Origin of the sequence: Streptomyces sp. NPDC093109, assembly GCF_040701725.1 — a bacterium.
In the GTDB taxonomy this organism is placed as follows: domain Bacteria; phylum Actinomycetota; class Actinomycetes; order Streptomycetales; family Streptomycetaceae; genus Streptomyces.
In genome coordinates this window covers 12,223-33,880 of sequence record NZ_JBFBEZ010000015.1, presented here as the reverse complement: position 1 = coordinate 33,880, position 21,658 = coordinate 12,223, and the positions used below count along the sequence as shown (strand labels likewise).

The window sequence follows — 21,658 nt, the reverse complement described above, 5'->3', positions numbered from 1 at the left end:
CCGGCCGGCCGCCGAAGAGCGAGGGTCACGGCTCTCTCCGTCCTCGTCTCCCTCGGGCTCATGCTCACCACCGAGACGGCCGCCGCCACCGGTGCCACCCTGCCGGCGCTCTCCATGCCCGAGATGTCACTTTCCGGACTGTGGAGTTGGGCGAACGAATCCCCGCTCCACACCCCCACCCAGCAGGGCGGCTCCGCACGCGGCCGGAGCCACTCCGCCACCACCGAGGCCACCACCGCCGAGGGCGGCGCCGGCTCGAAGCCCGGCAAGGGCAAGGGCGAACTCGCCCCGTACGAACGGCCGGTGAGTACCACCGAGCGGACAAAGACCGGCCCGCGCGCCGACGCGAACGCCCACAGCTTCAGTACGAAGACCAGCGAGCGCGACGCCAAGAAGTCCACCGCCACCTCGGACTTCTACGTCAACGCCGACGGCTCCACCACCGTCCGCCACTTCACCGACCGGACGAACTTCAAGGCCGCCGACGGCACCTGGAAGCCGATCGACACCGAGCTGGTCACCAACGACGACGGCCGGTTCGAGCAGCGCGCCAACTCCCTCGCGGTCGAGTTCGCCGCCGACGCCGCCGACCAGCAGCTCACCTCCGTCGACTTCGGCTCAGGACGCTCCCTCTCGTACGCCCTGCGCGGCGCCGCGAAGGTCGAGCCCGCCACCGACGAGAACGGCACCCTCACCTACTCCGGTGTCCTGCCCGACACCGACCTCGAACTCATCTCGCTCGCCGAGGGCCTCAAGGAGAACCTCGTCCTGCGCTCGGCGGACGCCGGCAACTCCTGGCTCTTCCCGCTGAAGCTCCAGGGCCTCACCCCGCGCCTGACCGACGCCGGCGGTGTCGAGTTCACCGACGCCGACGGCCGGATCACCGCGACCATGCCGCCCGCCTACATGGCGGACTCGAAGGTCGACCCCGCCTCCGGCGAGACCGCGCAGTCCCGTGACATCCGCTACGAGCTGACCACCGTGGACGGCACCCCTGACGGCGCGCCCGCCCTGCGGATGACCGCCGACCGCACCTGGCTGGACGACCCGGCGCGCGTCTACCCCGTCACGGTGGACCCGACGATCGCCGCGAGCAACTCGACGTACACCCAGAACACGATCAGCGGGAACCACTCCACCGAGGAACAGCTCAAGGTCGGCACGTACAACTCCGGTACGGACAAGACGCGTTCGCTGCTCCAGTTCAGCTCGCTGGGCACCACGGTCAAGGGCCAGCGCGTCTCCGCCGCCAAGCTCAACCTGTGGGCGCTCTACTCCGCGACCTGCACGGCCACCGAGTTCACCGTCAGCCCGATCACCCAGTCGTGGACCCCCAGCGCCGTCACCGCCTACCCCGGGCCGACCTCCGGCGCCGCGATCGGCTCGACGACCCCGGCGGCCGGCGCCTCGTGCTCCAACAGCTCCGGCTCCACCAGCGTCGGCACCGCGATGCCGGTGACGCTCTCCACCGACTGGTTCACCAAGGTCGCCACCGGCGCCACCACCAGCTACGGGCTCGCGGTGGAGGCGGCGCTCACCGGCGTCACCTCCTGGAAGCGGTTCCACTCCGCCAACTCCGCCACCGCCGCATGGCGCCCGTCCCTGGACCTGACCTACGCGGCCAACACCGCCCCGCAGGTCAACGCCCAGTACCCGCCGGACAACTTCCAGGCCAACACGCTCCAGCCCGAGCTGCTCGTCTACGCCAGCGACGCCGACAAGTGGCCCAACACGGCGCTCAGTTACGAGTTCGAGGTGTACGACGCCGACAGCGATTCGACCACCCCGGTCGCCACCTCCGGCACGGTCGCCAAGGGCTCGTGGAAGATCCCGGCGAACAAGCTCACCTGGAGCAAGAACTACGAGTGGTACGTCGGCGTCAGCGACGGCTACGCCGAGGTGACCCACTCCGGCCGCTTCTCCACCGCCGTACCGCAGCCGCCCGTCACCTCCGGCCTCGCGCAGAACACCGACGGCCACGAGTTCGACCCCAGCGACGGCAACTACACCACCGAGGACACCGACGCGGAGGTCGAGGTCGTCGGCCCGTCCCTCTCCGTCGAGCGCTCGTACAACAGCCTCGACCCGCGCGTCGACAGCGCCTTCGGGGCCGGCTGGTCCACGGTCGTCGACATGCAGGCCGCCGAGACCCTGGACGGCGCCGGCAAGGTCGCCAGCGTAGTGATCACCTATCCGGGTGGTGAGCAGGTCGCCTTCGGCCGCAACGGCGACGGTACGTTCGTGCCCCCGCCGGGCCGCTACGCCAGGCTCCAGACCGTCACCGGTGGCTACACGCTCACCGACAAGGACTTCACGGTCTACACGTTCACCCAGGCCACGGCGAAGACCGCGGTACGCGCCCTGACCAGCATCAAGGACTACGCGGGCCGCACCGAGACCTTCACGTACAACACGTCCAAGCAGCTCACCAGGATCACCAACACCACCTCGAACCGCTCCCTGGCCCTCACCTGGAGCACCCCCTCCGGCGCGAGCGCCGCGCATGTCGCCACCGTCGCCACCGACCCGGCCAAGGCCGGTGACGCCTCCACCGTCCAGACCTGGACGTACGGCTACAGCGCCGACCAGCTCACCCAGGTCTGCCCGCCCGCCGACCCCGACAAGTGCACGGTCTACGGCTACGCCACCGGCAACCACTACCGGACGACCGTCCTCGACGCCGACCCGTTCGCCTACTGGCGGCTCGGTGAGGAGGCCGGCGCCACCGTCGCCAAGGACTCCGTCGACAACAACCAGGGCAAGTACAACGGCCTGTACCGCAATGTGACCCTGGGCGGCACGTCCGTCCTGGCCGGCTCCACCCAGAAGACCGCCACCTTCAACGGCACCACCTCGTACGTGGAGATACCGAGCGCGCCCGGCGCGACCCCCTCGTACATGTCGGTCTCGCTCTGGTTCAGGACGACGCAGGCGGGCGGCGTCCTCTTCTACTACGGCGACAAGCCGCTGAGCGTCGCCGACCCGGCCGGTACGACGACGAAGAACACGCCCGCCGTCTACGTCGGCACCGACGGCAAGCTGCGCGGCTGCCTGGCCATGTCCCCCGGGTGCATGACCACGATCACCTCCACCGCCTCCGTCAACAACGGCCAGTGGCACAACGCCGTCCTGACCGGTGTCGCCAACAGCCAGACGCTCTATCTGGACGGCGTCTCCGTCGGCTCGCTCGCCGGCACCATCAACGACTGGGAGCAGCCCTACCTCACGCTCGGCGCCGGGGTGAACATCGACGGCTGGCCCGCGATGAACGCCAACGACAAGCTCGGCCACTACAACGGCCAGCTCGCCGAGGTCTCCCTCTACTCGGAGCCGCTGAGCCAGGACGTCATCACCGCCCAGTACCAGGCGGCCAAGCGCTCCGCCGGGCTGCTCAACAAGATCACCACGCCGCGCGGCAAGATCCAGTCGTCCGTCGTCTACACCACCGCCGACGACCAGGTCCTCCAGGCCACCGACGGCGACGGCGGCACGTGGAAGCTCAACCCCGCGACCGTCACCGGCTCCTCGCAGGTCTACCGCTCGGCCGTGATGGGCTCGGCGCCGGCCGGCTACTGGCGGCTCGACGACACCAAGGGCGCGCCCCAGGCCGCGAACGAGATCCACACCGGGTTCGGTACGTACAACAACGTCACCCAGGGCGTGGCGGGCCCGTTCGGCACCGGGGACGTGACCGCCGCGTCGTTCAACGGCACCACCTCGTACGCGGAGGTGCCGTACGCACCGTGGCACGGGAGTGAGAACCGGGCCGTCGAGCTGTGGTTCAAGACGTCCAAGGCCGGGGTGCTGATCGCCGACCAGAGCCGGACCCCGGACGCGGCCGAAGGCATCGGCGGCGACTACTCACCCGTCCTCTATGTAGGCGCCGACGGCAAGCTGCACGGCCACTGGTGGAGCACCTCCGGCAGCGCCGCCACGGCGTTCGGCTCCAAGGCCGCCGTCACCGACAACGCCTGGCACCACGCGGTGCTCTCCGCCTCCGGCTCGAAGCAGACGTTGTACGTGGACGGCGTCAAGCAGGCCGACTACACGGGCGGGGCCAGAGACCAGACCAACACGCGGACGTTCATCGGCGCGGGCTTCGCCCGCTCGTGGGTCAGCTCGCCGGGCGACATCAGCTACTTCACCGGCTCGATCGCCGAGGTCTCGGTCTACGGCGGCGCGCTCGGGGCCGACCAGGTCGAGCAGCACTGGAGCGCGTACAAGGCATCCTCGGGCATCGCCCCGATCCGTACGGTCAAGCTCACCGACCCGGCCGACAAGACGCTCACGTACGTCTACGAAGCGGACATGGGCAACCGGCTGCTCGCGGCGGTCGACACCAACGGCAAGCGCACCACGTACGGCTACGACACGGCCGGCTTCCTGCACACCGTGACCGACGCGAACGGCAACCGCAGCGTCACCGGCCACGACATCCGCGGCAACACGGTCTCCTCGACCACCTGCCAGGACACCGCCGCCAACAAGTGCGCCACCGACTACTACACGTACTATCCGGACGCCACGACGCCGTTCCCGCCGATGGATCCGCGCAACGACCTGATGCTCACCGAGCGCGACGGCCGTTCCTCCGGGCCCACGGACAACACGTACCTCACCAGCTACACGTACAACACGGCCGGCAACATCACCTCCGTCACCACCCCGCCGGTGCCCGGCCACCCGGCCGGCCGGACCGCCACGACCGCCTACACCGCCGCCGACACCCCGGCGGCCGAGGGCGGCACCGCGAAGGCGCCCGCCGGGCTGGTCTCGGAGATCGTCACCCCGGGCGGCAGGCGCACGACGTACACCTACTACGCGAACGGCGACCCGGCGCAGATCACCGACGCCAACGGCGCCAAGGTGACGTACACGTACGACAATCTGGGCCGGCAGCTCACCGAGACCGAGATATCCGACGCGCAGCCGGCCGGGCTGACCACCGTCCTCACGTACGACAAGGACGACCAGGTCCGCAGCGAGACCGCCCCTGCCGTCACCAACCGGGTGACCGGCGCGGTCCACACCGCCCGCTCGACCACCGAGTACGACGTCGACGGCAATGTCCTCGCGCAGACCGTCGCCGACCTGACCGGCGGTGACGCGCCGCGCACCACCACGATGACGTACGACGCGTACAACCGCCTGGCGACCAGGACGGACCCGGGCGGCGACACCACGTCGTTCGAGTACGACGTCTACGGCAACAAGGTCAAGGAGACCGACCCGGCGGGGAACGTCAACACGTACACCTTCGACGCCGAGGGCCGGCCGCTCACCACCAATCTGCTGAACTACACGGGCGATCCGGCGAATCCGTCGTCGCCCACCACGCTGGTGCAGGAGTCCCGCGCGTACGACCCGGCGGGCCGGCTCGCCTCCGTCACCGACGCGATGGGCTGGACCACCTCGTACACGTACACCGACGACGGACTGTCCGCGAAGGTCGTACGGAGCGATCCGGCCACCGGCAAGTCCTTCACCGAGCAGGCCAACACCTACGACCCGGTCGGCAACCTGATCCAGCAGGTCACGGACGACGGCCAGACCACGACCACCTTCGCGGTGGACGCGGCGGACCGCACCACCTCCTCCGTCCTCGACCCGAACGGCGCGCGGCGCTCGACCAAGGTGTCCTACGACCCGGACGACAACGTCGTCTCGGAGACGGAGACCGACCCGGCGACGGGCGATGTCTCAACGTCGGACACCCGGTACGACAACCTCGGCAACGTCACGGGCAACACGACGCACGACGGTACGACGGCCCCGGTGGCCCGCTTCAAGCTGGACGAGACGTCCGGCACCAGCACCGCCGACTCCTCGGGCGCCAACCACACCGGCACCACCGGCAGCGGTGTGAAGTGGAACACCGACCGCGGCGGCAGCGCGGACTTCGACGGCACGGCGAACGCGTACGCGCAGACGGCCGGTCCTGTCGTCAACACCAGCGGCAGCTTCACCGTCTCGGCCTGGGTCAAGCTGAAGTCCACGACCGCCAACAACACCTTCGTCGCGCAGAGCGGCACCTCCGCGAGCGGCTTCCAGCTCTACTTCTCCACGGCGTACGGCTGGACGTTCAACCGGCACTCGTCGGACTCCACCGGCCACAGCATCATCCGCTCCTACTCCGGCACGTCCGCGGTCACCACCGGTACCTGGACCCATCTGACCGGCGTGTACGACAAGGAGGCGAACCAGGTCAGGCTGTACGTCAACGGCGCCGCGGTGGCCACCACCGGTACGTTCACCACCCCGTGGGAGGCCACCGGGCCGCTCCAGATCGGCCGCCTCCTCAACAACGGCGCGTACAGCGAGCAGACCAACGGCTCACTCGACGACATCCAGGTCTACAGCGAGGCGCTGACCCCGGCGCAGGTCACGGCCGTCCGCGGCGGCACCCTCCCGGCGGCCGGCAGCTCCGTCCGTACGGCCACCTGGAAGCTGGACCAGCGCGGACTGCCCACCGCCTTCACCGACCCGAACGGCACCACCACCGAGTACGGGTACGACGAGGCGGCCCAGCAGACCACCGTCACCGAGCCGGCCGTGCAGGCGGAGCAGAACGGCGGGACCCCGGTCACCGTCCGGCCCGTCACGATGACCGGCTACAACACCTTCGGCGAGGACACCGAGACCTCCGACCCGCTGGGCAACGTCTCGGTCACGACGTACGACGCCGAGGGCCAGGAGACCTCCACCACGCTGCCGGACTACACCCCGCCGGGCGCGAGCGCGCCGATCAGGGCGGTCTACCGCAACGAGTACAACAAGCTCGGCCAGGTCACCGCCGAGAACGACGCGCTCGGCAACCGCAGGACGTACACGTACACCCAGCTCGGCGATCTGGCCTCGGTCACCGACCCGGGCGGCGGCACCACGTCGTACGTCTACAGCACCAACGGCGACCAGCTCGTGGCGGTCCGGCCGAACGGCGCCCGCGAGGAGACCACCTGGGACTTCCTGGGGCGCGCGGTCACCAGCACGGACATCGTGCGCCAGCCGACGCAGCGCGCGTACACGGCGATCAACGAGTACGGCACGGGCGGCGAGCTGACGCGGACCGTCTCCCCGACGGGCGCGGCCGAGTCGTACAAGTACAACGCGCTCGGTGAGACGACCGAGGTCACCGACTCGGCGGGCGGCGTCTCGAAGTTCACGTACGACATGGACGGCCAGGTCCTCACCTCCACGGACCCGGACGGCACCAGCACGAAGAACACGTACGACGGCTTCGGGCAGCTCATCGCCACCAGCGACCTGGACGCGGCGGGCAAGACGCTGCGCACCAGCTCCGCCACGTACGACCGGGCGGGCAACCCGCTGACGGTGACGGACTACCGCGGCCACACGGTGTCGCTGACGGTGGATGTGACGGGCCTGGTCACCAAGGCCGTCCAGCCGGTCTCGGCGACGGAGTCGATCACCACGACGTTCGGCTACGACGCGGCGGGCAACCGCACGCGCTTCACGGACGGCCGCGGCAACCCCTTCCTCACCATGTACAACAGCTGGGGGATGCCGGAGACGGAGATCGAACCGGCGACCCCGGCGCACCCGGCCGCGGCCGACCGTACGTTCACGATGGTGTACGACGCGAACGGCCAGGCGAAGGAGGCGCGTTCGCCCGGCGGGGTCACGATCACCAACGAGTACGACGTCAAGGGCCGGCTGACGAGGCAGACGGGCCGGGGCGCTGAGGCGGACACGGTCGACCACACGTACCGCTACGACGCGGACGACCGGATCGTGGCGGTGACGGGCTCCAGCGCGGGCGCGGGTGACGACGCGAACGCCTTCACGTACGACGACCGGGGGCTGCTGCTGTCGACGAGCGGTCCTTCGGGCGCGTCGTCGTTCGCGTACAACGGCGACGGTTCGATGACGTCGCGGACGGACGCGTCGGGGACGTCGACCTTCGGGTACGACGCGGCGGGCCGGCTGAAGACGCTGAACGACGGGGCGACGGGTTCGTCGCTGACGTACGCGTACGACGAGAACAGCAACGTCAAGACGATCGACTACGGCACGGACGCGGCGGCGGCGTCGAAGCGCACCTTCACCTACGACGCCCTGGAACGCCTGACAACGGACAAACTAGCCTCAAAATCAGGCAAATCCCTGTCGGAAATAACCTACGACTACGACGAGAACGACAACGAGACCAAGAAAACAACAACGGGCCTGTCGGGCGCGGCGACCAGGACGTCCTCCTACACCTACGACTGGGCCAACCGTCTGACCTCCTGGAACGACGGGACGAAGACGGAGCAGTACGGGTACGACGCCTCCGGCAACCGCACGAGGGTGGGCGGCGACACGTACACCTACGACGCCCGCAACCGCCTCACCTCGGACGGCCACAACGCGTACGAGTACACGGCGCGCGGCACGATGAGCGCGCTGGTGGACGAGGCGGGGAAGCGGACGCTGACGAAGGCGGACGCGTTCAACCGGGTGATCAGCGAGGGCGGCCGGACGTACGCGTACGACGGCGTCGACCGGCTGCTGACGGCAACGAACAAGACGGACGACGGGTTCGCCACCCCGGCCTACTCCTTCCAGTACGCGGGAGCGGGCAATGACGTGGCGACGGACGGAGTCGCCTCGTACAGCAGGGACACGGACGGCGCCCTGATAGGCGTGAAGACGTCCTGGGCCTCCGCCCTCGCCCTCACGGACCTGCACGACGACGTGGTGGCGCAGTTCACGGGGACGGGCGAGGCGCTCAGCGGCTCGACGACGTACTCCCCCTTCGGCACGGTGGTCGACTCGGCCGGCATGCTGGGCCAGCTCGGCTACCAGTCGGGCTGGACGGACCCGGCGACCGCCAAGGTCAATATGGCGGCGCGCTGGTACTCCCCGCAGACGGGCCAGTTCAACAGCCGCGACACGGTCGGCATGGACCCGCTGCCCGCGTCGGTCTCGGCGAACCGCTACGCGTACGGCGACGACAACCCGATGACGGCCACGGACCCGACGGGCCACTGGCCGAGCTTCATCAACAAGGCGATCAAGAAGGTCACGAAGAAGGTCAAGAAGGTCACCAAGTCGGCCTGGAAGAAGACCAAGTCGACGGTCAAGAAGGCGGCCAAGGTCGTCAAGAAGGCCGCCAAGAAGATCAAGAAGACCGTCAAGAAGGTCGTCAGGAAAGCCAAGCGGGTGGTGCGCGCGACGGTCCACCGGGTGGCCGACAGCGTCCACAAGGTCAAGAGATACGTCAAACGCACGTACAAGCGGGTGAAACAGAAGGTCCACAAGGTCGTCAAGCAGGTCAAGAAGACGGTCCGCACGGTGGCCAAGGCGGTCAAACACGTAGCGAAGAAGACCGTCAAGGCGGCAAAGAAGGTCGGCAAGGCGGTAAAGAAGGCCGCGAAGGCGTCGGCCAACTTCGTCAAGCAGCACGCGGCGACGATCGCCTCGGTCGCGGTGGGCGTGGTGGTCTTCGCCGGCTGCACCGCCGCCACCGGCGGCGTGGGCGTGATCGGCTGCGCGGCCCTGGCGGGCGCGGCGGCCAACGGCGTCGGCTACATGATGAGCGACGGCCCCAAGTCGGTCGGCGGCTTCCTCGGCTCGGTAGCGGTAGGCGCGGCGACGGGCGCACTGGGCGGCGCGGCGGGCGGTTTGGCGGCGGGGGCGGCGGGGCGGCTGCTGGCCAACGTCGGCGGCAAGGCGCTCCAGAGCGCCGGCCGCGAGGCCGCGGGCAACGCCGCGGAGGAAGCGGTCGGCTACGGCATCTCCTGCGCCGCCAGCGAGGAGGGCTGCAGCGTCAGCGGCGCCGCGAAGGCCACCGCCATGGGCGCAGCCACCGGCGGCATCTTCGGCGCGAAGGGCAGCAAGTCGGGCCCGAAGTCCAAGACCAGCCCCGAAGCAAACTCCCAGCCGTCGCCCCCGTCCACCTGCCCGATATCCCGCAGACCGGTCCCCCACAGCTTCACCGGCAAAACAGAGGTCCTCCTGGCCGACGGCACCAGCAAGCCGATCCGCGAGGTCAAGGCCGGCGACACGGTCCTCACCGCCGAACCCGGCAAGAAGACCACCGAGAAGCACCGCGTCAAGGCCGTCATCGTCACCAAGGACGACAAGAACTACGTCGACGTCACCATCGCCACCAAGTCCGGCCCGAAGACCATCCAGACCACCAAGCACCACCAGTTCTACGAAGCCACCCGCAACGCCTGGACCCAGGCCTACAAACTCAAGCCCGGCCAGAAACTCCAGAACGACGCGGGCAACCCGACAGTCATCATCAACATCACGTCGTACAAGGCAGAACGCACGACGTACGACCTGAGCGTCGAAGACCTCCACACGTACTATGTCCTGGCCGGTAGCACGCCGGTATTGGTGCACAATACGAATGCTGCCTGCCCCACGCCGAGGTTTTCAGTTAATTCCAATGGCGTTGCCACTGATCTGCAGGCTGATATGTCGCGCGCGGGTAAGGTGTTTACGCCGAAGGGTAAGCGGCTCGTTATTCAAGCCAATAAAGATGCCAATGGTGGAATTGCGACTTGTGACGACTGCCTCACGCCAACAATTCCAGCAACTCGGTCGATGAGTGGAGTTCCGGTCGATCGTTTGGAGACACGCGTGGATCATATTTGGCCGCAGGCGCTTGGTGGCCCAGGGGCACCTTGGAATGGGCGCGTCACCTGCTTCAGTTGCAATGAGTTCTGGAACGATACCCCAAAGGGGCCATTGCAATAGGGGTGACAGAACTTCGAATGCCATCCCGGAGCCCTGCCTTCCAAGGCGTCTCATTTGGAATTCCATCTGATTTGAATGATTGGGGTAGTGCTCCGCAGGGCGAATGGCTGCCCCGCTCCAGGCTGGAGCGGGGCAGCTGTCGACGCGAGGGGCTCATGCAGGTGGCAGAGCGCCTGCATGAGGGTGCATACTGGTGCAGTGAAAAGTCATGAGAGCGATCCAGGTGGTCGAGTTCGCGTTACGTACAGGCTTCAGCAAGACCAAGGATGGCCACCGGTTGCCGAAGAGCGCGTCTGGGCTATTGCTCTGTCCGATAGCCTAGTGCGGATTGACAATATTCCATGGTTCATCGGAGATCTTGCGCTTAATGACCTCGTTCAAGTGGTGTCGGATTCACCTGGAATCTTGCGCCCTGTCGAAAAGGTTTCATGGGCTGGGAATTGTACGATCCGAATCATTCCATATCCTGAGAGCGGGAAGTTTTCCAGCCTTCAGGATGTCCTTGATCTATTTTCACCGCTGGGGGTTGCGGGTGAAGGTATCGATCAATTTGGAATGGTTGCTCTTGCGGTTCCGCCGACTGCAGACCTGGCTGCTGTGAAGGGGCTACTTGGTCGAGGATCCGACGTTGGTTGGTGGGATTACGAGGAGGCATGCATCGGTGGTTCCTGGTAGCTATGCAATTCCCTCGAGAAGAAAACCTATTGACCCGTACGAGAGCCCCGCAGGCTAACCCTTCAGTTGGAGATCGACTGCGCCGCTGTAGTTCGGTGATCTGTCGGTGCGGGTAACTGTCCTGTATGCAGGCGAAGTTGCTGGATGTGCCGCTGGACGTCTCGGACCTGGAGCGGGCCGAGGAGGTCGGTGACCAGTTGGAGCTTTTGTTGCTGGAGGTCGGCGGGTTGTTTCCGCGGGCGGATCTGCGGCGGCGGGCGGCGGCGTGCGTGCGGGGGTTGCTGGCGCCGCTTTCGCGTAAAAACGGCTGGCAGCTGGCCGAGTACGGGGGTGACGTTGAGCCATGGGGGCAGCAGCATCTGCTGGACCGGGCCCGCTGGGAAGCAGATGAGCTGCGGGAGTTCGTACGCCGCTACGTGGTGGCCGGCCTGGACGACGGCGGGAGTGGGCCCGGGCCGGGCGGGGCCGGGGTGCTGGTGGTGGATGAGACCGGGTTCGCGAAGAAGGGCCGGGCCTCGGCCGGGGTCGCGCGGCAGTTCACAGGAACGCTGGGCGGGGTCTTCCCCTGCCAGATCGGGGTGATGGCGGCCTGGGCGACCGCACGCGGACAGGCCCTGATCGACCGGGAGTTGTACCTGCCCAGGGAATGGACTTCGGACCGGGCGCGCTGCCGGACCGCCCACATTCCCGACGAGGTCGGCTTCGTCACCAAGCCTCGCCTGGCCGAGAAAATGATCGCCCGGATCGTGCCCGACCTGCCCGTCGGGCGGGTGTGGGTCGCCGCCGACGAGGTCTACGGCCGTGACGGCGCCTTCCGCGCATTCCTGGAGGAGCGGAGCTGCCGTACGTGGTGAACGTGCCGTCCGATCAGACGGTGCTGCCGCGTCCGGGCTGGCGGCACCTGGCCCGTCTGATCCAGCGGGTGGCCGCGGACGAGGACTGGGTCCAGTTGTCGGCCGGCCCCAGTCAGCTGGATTCCCGCTGGTGGCAGTGGTGGGTGCGCCGTATCCCTGAACCCGAGGCGCTGATCGGCACCGGCGGGCAGGACTGGGCCCGGTGGGTGATCGCCCGCCGCCGCCCGGACGAGGCGGACCCTTCCAAGCGTGACTACTACCTGGCCTGGGGACCGGAGCGGACCACCGTGGAGGAACTGGTCCAGGTGCCCGGGGCCAGGTGGCGCGTGGAGGAGGGGATCAAGCTGGCAAAGTCGGCGGCGGGGATGGCCGATTACGAGGTGCGTTCCTGGCACGGCTGGTACCGGCACATCACCCTGGCCCAGCTCGCCGCCGCGTTCCTGGCCGCCCAGACCGCCGCGGCCGGCGCGGACGACGCCCTCTCTGGCCAGGTTGACGACCCATTCGACCCGGTCACCCGGCTCGCCGAGGGTGCGGCCCAGAGAGGGGGCCCACCCAAGCCCCACCAGCAGCACCGGTCTCGCCCGGGTTGCCCTGACGGCCTATGAGATCCGGCGCCTGCTGGCGATCATGACCCCGCAGCTCGCATCAGCCCAGCGCATCCGACACGCACTGCACTGGTCGAACTGGCGCCGCTGTCACCAGGCCCTCGCGCGAACCTGCCACCGCCGCCGCAATCACACCAACCACCTCACCAGCACCGATGCACGACCACCGCCCCACCCACACCGAACTACAGCGGCGCAGTCGATCTCCAACTGAAGGGCTAGATTCGTCTTCTCGCTGGCGGTGGACCCAGAGCGCAGAGTTGCTTACCAGATGAACACCATCGATTACTTCGACCAGGGGCTCGTGACCGCTGTTCTCGAGTTCGCGAGAGAACGATATCTGGCAGAGGAATCGAGTATCAAGCCTTTCGTCATTGCGCGCGGATTCGCGGCGAAGCCCTACGGATTCGATGCCGTGGTGGCGGTTCCGGCCGCGGTACACGGATATCATTTCGGGCGAGACAACGCACTCGGAACGCGGGTCACCGGGGTCTTCCCGGCGTACAGTTGTGAGTTCTCCGGGCACGAGAATCTCGAAGAGGCGGTCCACCGCTTCAAGCGGATGCTCCATCCGACGGTGGTCAAGCGAACGGTGTCGCCGTACCTACGGATGCGCTATGAGAACACCAGGACCCGCGGCGGCAGCCTCGGAGCAGCACGGGGCTTTACGACGACGGACGTTCTGCTCAGAGAGCTGGCTCTTCTGGAGGGGGCTGCGGGGAGTTTCGTAGAGTGGGAGAATTTCCGCGGCAAAGTATGGCACGTCAGCTGGAACGAATCCTGGTACGTCAATGGTATTGCGCAGAGTGAGCCACCTTCCGAGAGCACTGTACTCAACACCCTCGGATGTGCTGAATTCTGACACCACCTTGCCGGGTGGGCGAGCGACCACTCAGGATGGAGCGGAGCGCCTGACCCAGGGCGACAACCACTTCCGAGGCCTGATGCAGCAGTACGGTGTATCTGCTCTGTCGCCCGACTGGACCTTAGAGTAATACCCCTTAACACGCCACACATCGCTTCGCCGAACGCCGACAGCCCGCCGAAGGCCGATGGGTCCTGTCTCCGCCGGGTCTCCACGGGGAAGTTCTCATGATTCCGTCAAAATATCGGCCAGGCGAACCATGGAGACCCCACCTGTTTCGGTGGCGCAATATCAGACATGATGAAGTACTACAGAAGCAACCATCCAGACCTACTGGAGTGAGGATTTCCTTGATCAGTGATCAGGTGCGGGAGTTTTTCCGTTTGGGCCATCCACTCCCGTCAGAGGATGACGACTCCGAGGAGGGCGACGAAGCATTTGAAGAAATGACTCAAGCCCTGCATGCCATCGAAAAACCTGTCACCAACGAAGAGGCCACACTCCTCATGGAATGCTTCGGGGATGACGAATGCTTCGGATTGACCTGGACACTGTTGCATATCGTGGAATCAGCCCCGTTGCCACCGGTGACCTCCCAGCCACCGGACGGTTCGAATGTCTGGATCTCCAGGCTATGGCTGCGCTATCAGAATTCGATGAGCGATTAGCGTTCACCGGAGTGGAGCGTGGGTGATAAACGGGGAGCGAAAGGAGATCTTCATGTCCAAAAATTTTCGGATGTGATGAGAATTTCAATCGCTGCCCGCAACGCTGTTAGGGCCCGATCTCAGAGCATTCTGCGACCTGCGAAGGAAACTCAGTCTCGGAGCCGGGCCATGACCGTGGCATTGTCCGAGCGGTCACCGTCCGGCGTAAGAAGGCAGGCCAACCACCGTCAGATTGCCGCACTGTCTGCGGCTTCTGAAGCGGCCAAGCCCTCCACGATGGAAACGGAGTCGGCAGCATCGGGTTCCTCAGCGAAGTGGTCGAACTCGCCTGCTTTGATGCCGAGGATGAAGGCCCGAAGCTTCTCAGGGGTGGTGGTCACGATGACATCAGGGCTGTCGCTCTCAACGATCTTGACGGTACCGTCGTCGGCTGCGGCTATGTTGATGCAGTTGCCGGCGGTTCCGCTGTAAGAAGACTTCTGCCAGTGGTAGTTGGACATATCCGGGACCTCTCAAATGGTTTGCGCGATCCAATGGATCGCATCGCGGGATTCCGCAGCCGTAAAGGGCGCACGCTTCCAGTCCTCCCTGGTTCGTCCGGCCGCGCCGGGACCTCAGCGGCTTCGCGCCGCGAGATCTCGTCGGGCGGCCCGCCATACGGTCTCGAACGCGTCGGCCGTCAACCACTCAGGGTCGTGGCCCTCCCACTCCGGCACCGGAAGCTCCGAGGTGAACCCGTACCTCCGCTCGTACTCCGAGCGAGTACCGGCGGCGTACGAGTGGTCCCATTCGGCGAGCGACGCCGCCGCGATGGGAACGAGTTCTGGGCCCTGGAGTTCGATCTGGCGAGTCACCCCGCCCTCGGCGTCGACCTCGAAGTAGAACCAGATGTCCTCGTCGTCCCAGTAGCAGCGCATCCATGTCGTCACGCTCCATCATTGCGGAGAACCGACCGCCACGGGCCAGAGCCTGTCGCATCGGTAGCCGAAGCCGTTGACCGCCGCATCACTCGTCGCGGTAACCGCCAATTGGCCACCCCCTCAGGGCCTGAGCCGGTCCTGCTGAACGTCGAAACAGACCAACCCCATGGAGTCCGCCAGGGCAGCCGCGTAGGCCGACGCCTCCTCAGCCATGCTCCACCGCATCGCAAAGTAAATGAGAGGACCACTGGCCTCGTCGATCAACGGGCCGGTCGACCAGGGTGAGGTGTCCTCCTCGTCCCCGGTGATGTCGCGCCACCGCTCAAGAAGCACCGTGACGTACGCCGCGATACGTTCGGACACAGGCTCCTCGGCCTCGCCATCGATATAGCGGTCGTACAGCTCACTGAAGACCTGGCCGGCCGTCTTGTCATCCGCCGGCCGCTTGCCTTCCCAGACAGCAAGGTCATAGCTCATCACCGGAGACTCTCACGCGGCCCTGACACACGTCTGAGCCGGTCAATAACGCTTGCCACAACCAGAGCGGCGCCCACGCGACTGCTCAGCCGAGTCGCAACCGGCCTCGAACGTGTCCTCGCCCCCGGTCACACCGCGGAAAGCCGGCCGGCTCAGGCCAGGACCTGTTTCATCAGCAGCCACCGCCTGGTACCCGCAGCGTGATCGGCCAGTACCGTCGGCCTCATGACAAAGCCGGTGCTGCGGGCGACCGAGTGGGACGGGACGTCTTGGGACGACCCGTCCGAGGTTCAACTGCACGACCTGTTGGCCGACATGAATCTGAGGTGGCGATTCGTCATCGTCGAGCGGCTCGACCTCGAACCTGCCGGCCAGCACTACATGCAGGTCTACCTCAACGACGATCTGAGCTACCAGGTCGAATACCGCGAAGGCGGCCCGGACAGACACTTCCAGGCCCACGTACCGCGCGAGCACGAGTTGTTCTCTCTGGAGCCTGTTGCCGACGTGCTTCAGGACTGGGCTTTCGGGCGGCCGGGGTGGCGTGAGGCTCTTCCCTGGGTCCCGTGGCCGCCCGTGACGCACGCGCGATGAACGTCCCGGCCGCGGGTCCGGACGGGCGCGTCACGTGTACGTCATGCGGTCCGCTCCCCGCTCAGGGCGCCGCTACGAAACCCGCGCTCCGGTCCAGCTGGAACGGGGAGCCCGCGCGGGCCGGTTCCCAGCCGTGCCCCCGTGCCTCCCTGATGGCTGAGTCAACATCCGACGGCCCGACACCGACCCTGTACGGGCCCCGGGCCCCGGGCCCCTCGGCCCCGAGGCCCGACGCCGGTAGCGGAGCCCCGCTCAGCTCAGGATCGTCGTCAGGAACTCACCCGTCCACGCCAGCAACTCCCGCCCCACCACCGGCTTCCCGCCGCTCTTCCCCGCCGTCGGGCGCGGCGGAAAGCGCGGTCGGCTACGGCATCTCGTGCGCCTCGTCCGAGGAGGCGTGCAGCGTCAGCGGCGCGGCCAAGGTCACCGCGTTAGGCGCGGCGACGGGCGGCATCTTCGGCGCGGCGGCCGGCAAGTTCGCCACCCGCAACGCCTGGACCCAGGCCTACAAACTCAAGCCCGGCCAGAGACTCCAGAACGACGCGGGCGACCCCGATGAACTATTTCGCGAGATCGCGACCGTGCATATCAAGCTTGCCAATCCGAAGACGTTTCACTGGTGGCATCACGCGGTCCCCAGCAAGGGACGGTGGCAGGCGCGGGAAACCCCGGTGACGCGGGGGAGGTTCACGGGGCGGCGCGTGGTCCAGGCGGCAAGGGACTGTCCTCGGTGGTGCCGGCCTGTGGGGCCGCACTCCGGCGTCAGGTTCCGGCCTTCTCCTCTCAATGCCAGCCGCGGACCGTGCGGCGGCGGCCTCCACCGTCTCCTGAATTCTGCCGCCCCGGGGATCGCGGTGGTGGTGGCGGGCGTGGCCGTCACCAAAGAGTGGACACCGGTCCTCGACCTGACCCTCGCCTTCGGCGCCCCGCCGGCCGGCGCCCCGGTCGGCCTGATCGCCGGCCTCTACCCGTCCCTGCGTGCGGCCCGCATGGAACCGGTCGACGCCCTCCGCGCGCCGTCGTAACGCGTGGGAAGAGGTGGAGACAGCTAATGATAGTTGACTACCGATACGAAGTAGGGTTGACTGCCCATAATCGATAGCCAGGTATCGCTTAGCGATGTCGATGTCGATGTCGATGTCGCGGCCACACAAGGAAATGCGAGGAAAGTTACGATGAGTAACATCGATGCGGGGGCGCAGGCAGAACCAGTCCGGCCGGTGCCGTTCGACCCCGAGCTCGCGACCGCGCTCGCAGCCGTGCAGGAGTTCATGCCCGCCGGGGGCCTGACGCTGGGGAGCATCCCGGACCGGCGGCTGCTCGCCGGCCAGGCGCCCACGCCTTCGCACGAGGAACTCTCCCTGGACGGCGCCTATCGCGTCGAGGAGCGCCAGGTGCCCGGCCCGCAGGGTGCGCCGGACATCAAGCTGCTGATCTGCCGGCCCGCGGAAGCCCGGACGCCGACGGCTGCCGTCTACCACGTCCACGGCGGCGGCATGATCATGGGCGACAGTCGGACCTTTCTGCCCGAACTCCTTTCAACGGTGCGGGGCATGGGGATCGCGGTCGTATCGGTGGAGTACCGTCTCGCCCCGGAAACCCCCCACCCCGGTCCGGTCGAGGACTGCTACGCGGGGCTCGTCTGGACCGTGGAGCACGCCGACGAGCTGGGGATCGACCCTGCGAGAGTCGTGATCGCCGGCGGCAGCGCGGGCGGCGGGCTGACCGCCGCGGTGGCATTGCTGGCACGGGACCGCGGCGGCCCGGAGCTGACGGCACAGATGCTGATGAGCCCGATGCTGGACGACCGCAACGACTCGTACTCCGCGATCCAGATGGCCGGCCTGGGCATCTGGGACCGCGCCGAGAACCAGGTCGGCTGGACCGCACTGCTCGGCGACGCCGTCGGCGGCCCGGACGTCTCTCCTTACGGGGCACCCGCCCGGGCGACCGACCTGTCCGGCCTGCCGCCGACGTTCATCGATGTCGGCGCGGCCGAGACGTTCCGCGACGAGGCCGTCACCTACGCCGGCCGAATCTGGCAGGCGGGCGGTCAGGCGGAGCTGCATGTCTGGCCCGGAGTGTTCCACGGGTCCCTCGGATTCGCCCCACAGGCACGGGTCTCGCAGGACACCTTCGCCGCCTACCGCGCGTGGCTCCGTCGCGTCCTCGCCCTCTGAGACGCCTTCACGTGCCGACCGCACCGGCCTCTCGGCAAGGTGCCAACGGTAGGCCGGCGCGGGCCTCTGTTCCCGATCCCCGCTCGCAGGAGCCCCCTCATGACCAGCCCTCCGCCCACCACCCGAGCCAGGGGCATCATCGTCACTCTGGCGCTCGCCGGCATCGTGGCCTCGGTCATGCAGACCCTGGTGGTGCCGCTGCTCACCGAGCTGCCCAGGATTCTTGGCACCAGCTCGTCCAACGCCTCCTGGGTGGTGACCGCGACGCTGCTGACGGGCGCGGTGTTCGGCCCGGTCGGCGGGCGCCTCGGCGATATGTACGGCAAGCGGCGCATGCTGCTCGCGTGCTGTGCCCCGCTGATCATCGGCTCGGTGGTGTGCGCGCTGTCCTCGTCGGTCGTTCCGATGATCGCGGGCCGCGGCCTGCAGGGCATCGGGATGGGCGTCGTGCCGCTCGGCATCAGCCTGCTGCGTGACGTGATGCCGGTGGCGAAGCTCGGCTCCGCCATCGCGTTGATCAGCGCGTCCCTGGGCATTGGCGGCGGCCTCGGACTGCCGATCGCGGCCGGGGTCGCGCAGTACGCCAGCTGGCGCGCGCTGTTCTGGGGCGCTGCCGCCCTCGCGCTGGTGGTCACCGCCATGATCTGGTTCCTCGTACCCGAGACCCCGGCGGGCGCCGAAGGGCAGCGCTTCGACTTCGTCGGCGCCGTCGGCCTCGGCGGCGGACTGGTGTGTCTGCTGGTCGCGGTCTCCAAGGGCGCGGACTGGGGCTGGGGCTCCGGGACCACACTCGGCCTGTTCACCGCCTCGGCGGTGCTGCTGCTCTCCTGGGGCTACTGGGAGCTGCGCACCCGTGACCCGTTGGTGGACCTGCGCACCGCCGCCCAACCGCGGATCCTGCCCCCCTGGATCACCGACTGTCCGACGCCTCCGCAGCCGATGACCGCCACCGTCGACCCGGGTTCCACGCCGGCGGTGTGCAGGGCGGCGCCGAGGCCCGTCGTCACCCCGCAGCCCAGGAGAGCGAGTTGCTCGTCGGGCAGGTCGGTCCGTACGGTCACGACCGACGCTTCGTCGACGACCATGGCCTCGGCGAACGAGCCGCAGCCACACGCCGCGATCGCCTTCCGCCCGTCGGCAAGATCGAAGCGCGGCACGTAGATCCCCGCCACACGCTCGCAGTGCTGGGACATGGCGTTCGTACACCACCAGCACGCACCGCAGGCGGGTGCCACCGAGGCCAGGACCCGGTCTCCCGCCTTCACCCGGCGCACCTCGGGGCCGACCGGCCTCGACGGTTCCGCAGGCTTCGTGGCCGGGCACGACGGGCATGGGCCTGCTGGTGTCCCGCATCATGGTGACGTCGGTGTGACGGATGCCGCTGGCCGTGATGTTCACCAGAACGTCGCGCGGCCCGATGACGGGCGTAGGCAGGTCCTCGATGACAAGTGGCTCATCGGCCTTGTACGAGACGGCGACCTTCATGGCGCGTCTCCTTTCGGATGCGTGGGGTGACGGGCCGTGTGTTCGGCCGGCTATCGGGCGAGGCCGGCGGGGATACCGATGGTGCGGCTCTCGAGGTAGCCCGCCAGTCCCTCGGGGCCGAGTTCACGGCCGAGGCCCGACTCCTTGAAGCCGCCGAAGGGAACCATCGGCATCGGTGCGTTGTGGTGGTTGATGGTCAGCACCCCGGTACGTACGCCCCGTGCGGTGGCGAGCCCTCGGGCCGGATCGCTCGTCCAGACACTGCCCGACAGCCCGTAGCGGGAGTCGTTGGCGATACGGACCGCGTCCTCGTCGCTGTCGTACGGGATGGCGCACACGACCGGTCCGAAGATCTCCTCCTGCGCGACGCGCATGGCGTTGTGCACGTCACCGAGGACGGTGGGCTCGACGTACCAGCCCCTGGAGAGGTGGCCCGGCCGGCCGCCGCCGCTGACCACCCGGGCGCCCTCCTTGCCGGCCAGTTCGATGTAGCCCTCCACGCGGGCGCGTTGGCGCTCGGCGACAAGGGGACCGACCATGGTGGCGGCATCGTGCGGATCTCCGACAGGTGTGCCGGACGCCGCGGCTTCGGCGAGGGCGAGCGCCTCCGCGTACCGCCGCCGGGGCACCAGGATCCGGGTCTGGGCGGCGCAGACCTGCCCGGAGTTGTACATGGCTCCGCCCACCAGTGCGGGAATCACCGCCGGCAGGTCCGCGTCGTCGAGGACGATCGCCGCCGACTTGCCGCCGAGTTCGAGGGAGACGCGTTTGACCTGCTCGCCGCAGAGGCTCATGATCCGCTTGCCGGCCTCCGTCGACCCGGTGAAGGCGACCTTGTCGGTCCCGGGGTGGGTCACCAGGTGCTCACCCACCTCCCGGCCGCCGGGCACGACGTTGATCACGCCGGCCGGGACACCGGCCTCGTGCAGCGCCTCGGCAAGGATGTAGTTGCTCAGCGGTGCCTCCGGCGGCGGCTTGAGCACCACGGTGCAGCCGGCCGCCAGCGCCGGGCCCACCTTCCACGCGGCCAGGTTGACCGGAGCGTTCCACGGAATGATCGCGGCGACCACCCCGACCGGTTCGGAGATCACCAGACCCGCCGACTCCCCTGCCACGACCGAGCGTTCGAACGCGAAGGTCCGGATCAGCTGCGCGTAGTAGTCGAACACCGGGGCCACCATGGCGTGGTGCATGGCGACATGGCTGACGGCGATGCCCATCTCGTCGACGGAGACCGCGGCGAAGTCGGGGACGCGCTCACGCAGCTTCGCCGCGGCACGCTCCAGCACATCGGCCCGCTCACCCGGCGTCAAACGGGGCCAGGGCCCCTCGTCGAACGCGGTCCTGGCCGCCGCAACGGCCCGGTCCATGTCCGCGATCGTCGCCACGGGCACCTCGCCGACGACTTCCTCCGTCGACGGCGAGACGACGCCGAACCGCTCGGCGGACGCCGGCTCGACCCACTGGCCCCCGATGTAGAAGCCGTTCCTGTACATCAGTTGATCGTTCACTGTGCCTCCCGGGCAGACAGATGCACGCGGACGGACAGACCCCGGCCGCGGACGGACATGGAGAGAGCGGAGAGAGAGGTGGGAGCGGGAAGACGACGAACCGCCGGC

General features: G+C 67.9%; 14 protein-coding genes and 1 pseudogene. 10 read left to right on the top strand and 5 right to left on the bottom strand.

Annotated features, from left to right (window positions below):
- The first annotated feature begins 60 nt into the window (after positions 1-60).
- From AB0389_RS16550 to AB0389_RS16525, 6 genes are all read left to right on the top strand, one after another.
- On the top strand, positions 61-10,713 hold the full coding sequence (locus AB0389_RS16550) for a LamG-like jellyroll fold domain-containing protein (protein ID WP_366396102.1): 10,653 nt from the start codon (positions 61-63) through the stop codon (positions 10,711-10,713).
- A 75-nt stretch (positions 10,714-10,788) separates the two neighbouring features.
- Positions 10,789-11,388, top strand: coding sequence for a DUF4265 domain-containing protein (locus AB0389_RS16545; RefSeq protein WP_366396101.1), 600 nt, complete (start codon positions 10,789-10,791; stop codon positions 11,386-11,388).
- 125 nt (positions 11,389-11,513) lie between these two features.
- The gene (locus AB0389_RS16540) at positions 11,514-12,242 is read left to right on the top strand and encodes an IS701 family transposase (RefSeq protein ID WP_366396100.1); all 729 of its coding nucleotides are present in this window, start codon (positions 11,514-11,516) and stop codon (positions 12,240-12,242) included.
- 2 nt (positions 12,243-12,244) lie between these two features.
- Positions 12,245-12,850 (top strand): hypothetical protein, encoded by a 606-nt coding sequence (locus tag AB0389_RS16535; RefSeq protein WP_366396099.1) that lies wholly within the window; start codon positions 12,245-12,247, stop codon positions 12,848-12,850.
- 271 nt (positions 12,851-13,121) lie between these two features.
- Entirely contained in the window at positions 13,122-13,712 is a 591-nt protein-coding gene (locus tag AB0389_RS16530; RefSeq protein ID WP_366396098.1) for a hypothetical protein, read from the top strand.
- A gap of 353 nt (positions 13,713-14,065) precedes the next feature.
- Positions 14,066-14,383, top strand: coding sequence for a hypothetical protein (locus AB0389_RS16525; RefSeq protein ID WP_366396097.1), 318 nt, complete (start codon positions 14,066-14,068; stop codon positions 14,381-14,383).
- A gap of 227 nt (positions 14,384-14,610) precedes the next feature.
- Here the strand turns inward: AB0389_RS16525 and AB0389_RS16520 are convergent, their stop codons facing one another.
- The 3 genes from AB0389_RS16520 to AB0389_RS16510 form a co-directional block, all read right to left on the bottom strand.
- On the bottom strand, positions 14,611-14,883 hold the full coding sequence (locus AB0389_RS16520; protein ID WP_366396096.1) for a DUF397 domain-containing protein: 273 nt from the start codon (positions 14,881-14,883) through the stop codon (positions 14,611-14,613).
- A gap of 114 nt (positions 14,884-14,997) precedes the next feature.
- Positions 14,998-15,312 carry a hypothetical protein gene (locus AB0389_RS16515; protein WP_366396095.1) on the bottom strand — a complete coding sequence of 105 codons (315 nt, stop codon included), beginning with the start codon at positions 15,310-15,312 and terminating at the stop codon, positions 14,998-15,000.
- 111 nt (positions 15,313-15,423) lie between these two features.
- Positions 15,424-15,780: a hypothetical protein gene (locus tag AB0389_RS16510; RefSeq protein WP_366396094.1), complete on the bottom strand. Its 357-nt coding sequence runs from the start codon at positions 15,778-15,780 to the stop codon at positions 15,424-15,426.
- 225 nt (positions 15,781-16,005) lie between these two features.
- Between AB0389_RS16510 and AB0389_RS16505 the strand changes: the two genes are divergently transcribed.
- The 4 genes and pseudogenes from AB0389_RS16505 to AB0389_RS16490 form a co-directional block, all read left to right on the top strand.
- Complete coding sequence (locus AB0389_RS16505; protein WP_366396093.1) at positions 16,006-16,374, top strand: hypothetical protein; 369 nt, start codon at positions 16,006-16,008, stop codon at positions 16,372-16,374.
- A gap of 869 nt (positions 16,375-17,243) precedes the next feature.
- On the top strand, positions 17,244-17,399 hold the full coding sequence (locus AB0389_RS16500) for a hypothetical protein (protein WP_366396091.1): 156 nt from the start codon (positions 17,244-17,246) through the stop codon (positions 17,397-17,399).
- A gap of 150 nt (positions 17,400-17,549) precedes the next feature.
- A complete protein-coding gene (locus AB0389_RS16495; protein WP_366396090.1) occupies positions 17,550-18,554 on the top strand; it encodes an alpha/beta hydrolase in 1,005 nt (334 codons plus the stop codon).
- Positions 18,555-18,653: 99 nt separating this feature from the next.
- Positions 18,654-19,454 (top strand): annotated as a pseudogene (locus AB0389_RS16490) (MFS transporter); the annotation flags it as partial.
- Here AB0389_RS16490 and AB0389_RS16485 read toward each other — a convergent pair.
- Positions 19,388-19,789: a hypothetical protein gene (locus tag AB0389_RS16485; RefSeq protein WP_366396208.1), complete on the bottom strand. Its 402-nt coding sequence runs from the start codon at positions 19,787-19,789 to the stop codon at positions 19,388-19,390. The pseudogene AB0389_RS16490 and the gene AB0389_RS16485 overlap by 67 nt on opposite strands.
- A gap of 300 nt (positions 19,790-20,089) precedes the next feature.
- Entirely contained in the window at positions 20,090-21,535 is a 1,446-nt protein-coding gene (locus AB0389_RS16480) for an aldehyde dehydrogenase (RefSeq protein ID WP_366396089.1), read from the bottom strand.
- Positions 21,536-21,658: the final 123 nt, after the last annotated feature.

Excerpts from the sequence above, each read along its gene's own strand:
- AB0389_RS16550 (WP_366396102.1), top strand. The coding sequence starts at position 61 with ATGCTCACCACCGAGACGGCCGCCGCCACCGGTGCCACCCTGCCGGCG.
- AB0389_RS16545 (WP_366396101.1), top strand. The coding sequence starts at position 10,789 with ATGATTGGGGTAGTGCTCCGCAGGGCGAATGGCTGCCCCGCTCCAGGC.
- AB0389_RS16540 (WP_366396100.1), top strand. The coding sequence starts at position 11,514 with ATGCAGGCGAAGTTGCTGGATGTGCCGCTGGACGTCTCGGACCTGGAG.
- AB0389_RS16530 (WP_366396098.1), top strand. The coding sequence starts at position 13,122 with ATGAACACCATCGATTACTTCGACCAGGGGCTCGTGACCGCTGTTCTC.
- AB0389_RS16520 (WP_366396096.1), bottom strand. The coding sequence starts at position 14,883 with ATGTCCAACTACCACTGGCAGAAGTCTTCTTACAGCGGAACCGCCGGC.
- AB0389_RS16510 (WP_366396094.1), bottom strand. The coding sequence starts at position 15,780 with ATGAGCTATGACCTTGCTGTCTGGGAAGGCAAGCGGCCGGCGGATGAC.
- AB0389_RS16505 (WP_366396093.1), top strand. The coding sequence starts at position 16,006 with ATGACAAAGCCGGTGCTGCGGGCGACCGAGTGGGACGGGACGTCTTGG.
- AB0389_RS16495 (WP_366396090.1), top strand. The coding sequence starts at position 17,550 with ATGAGTAACATCGATGCGGGGGCGCAGGCAGAACCAGTCCGGCCGGTG.
- AB0389_RS16480 (WP_366396089.1), bottom strand. The coding sequence starts at position 21,535 with ATGTACAGGAACGGCTTCTACATCGGGGGCCAGTGGGTCGAGCCGGCG.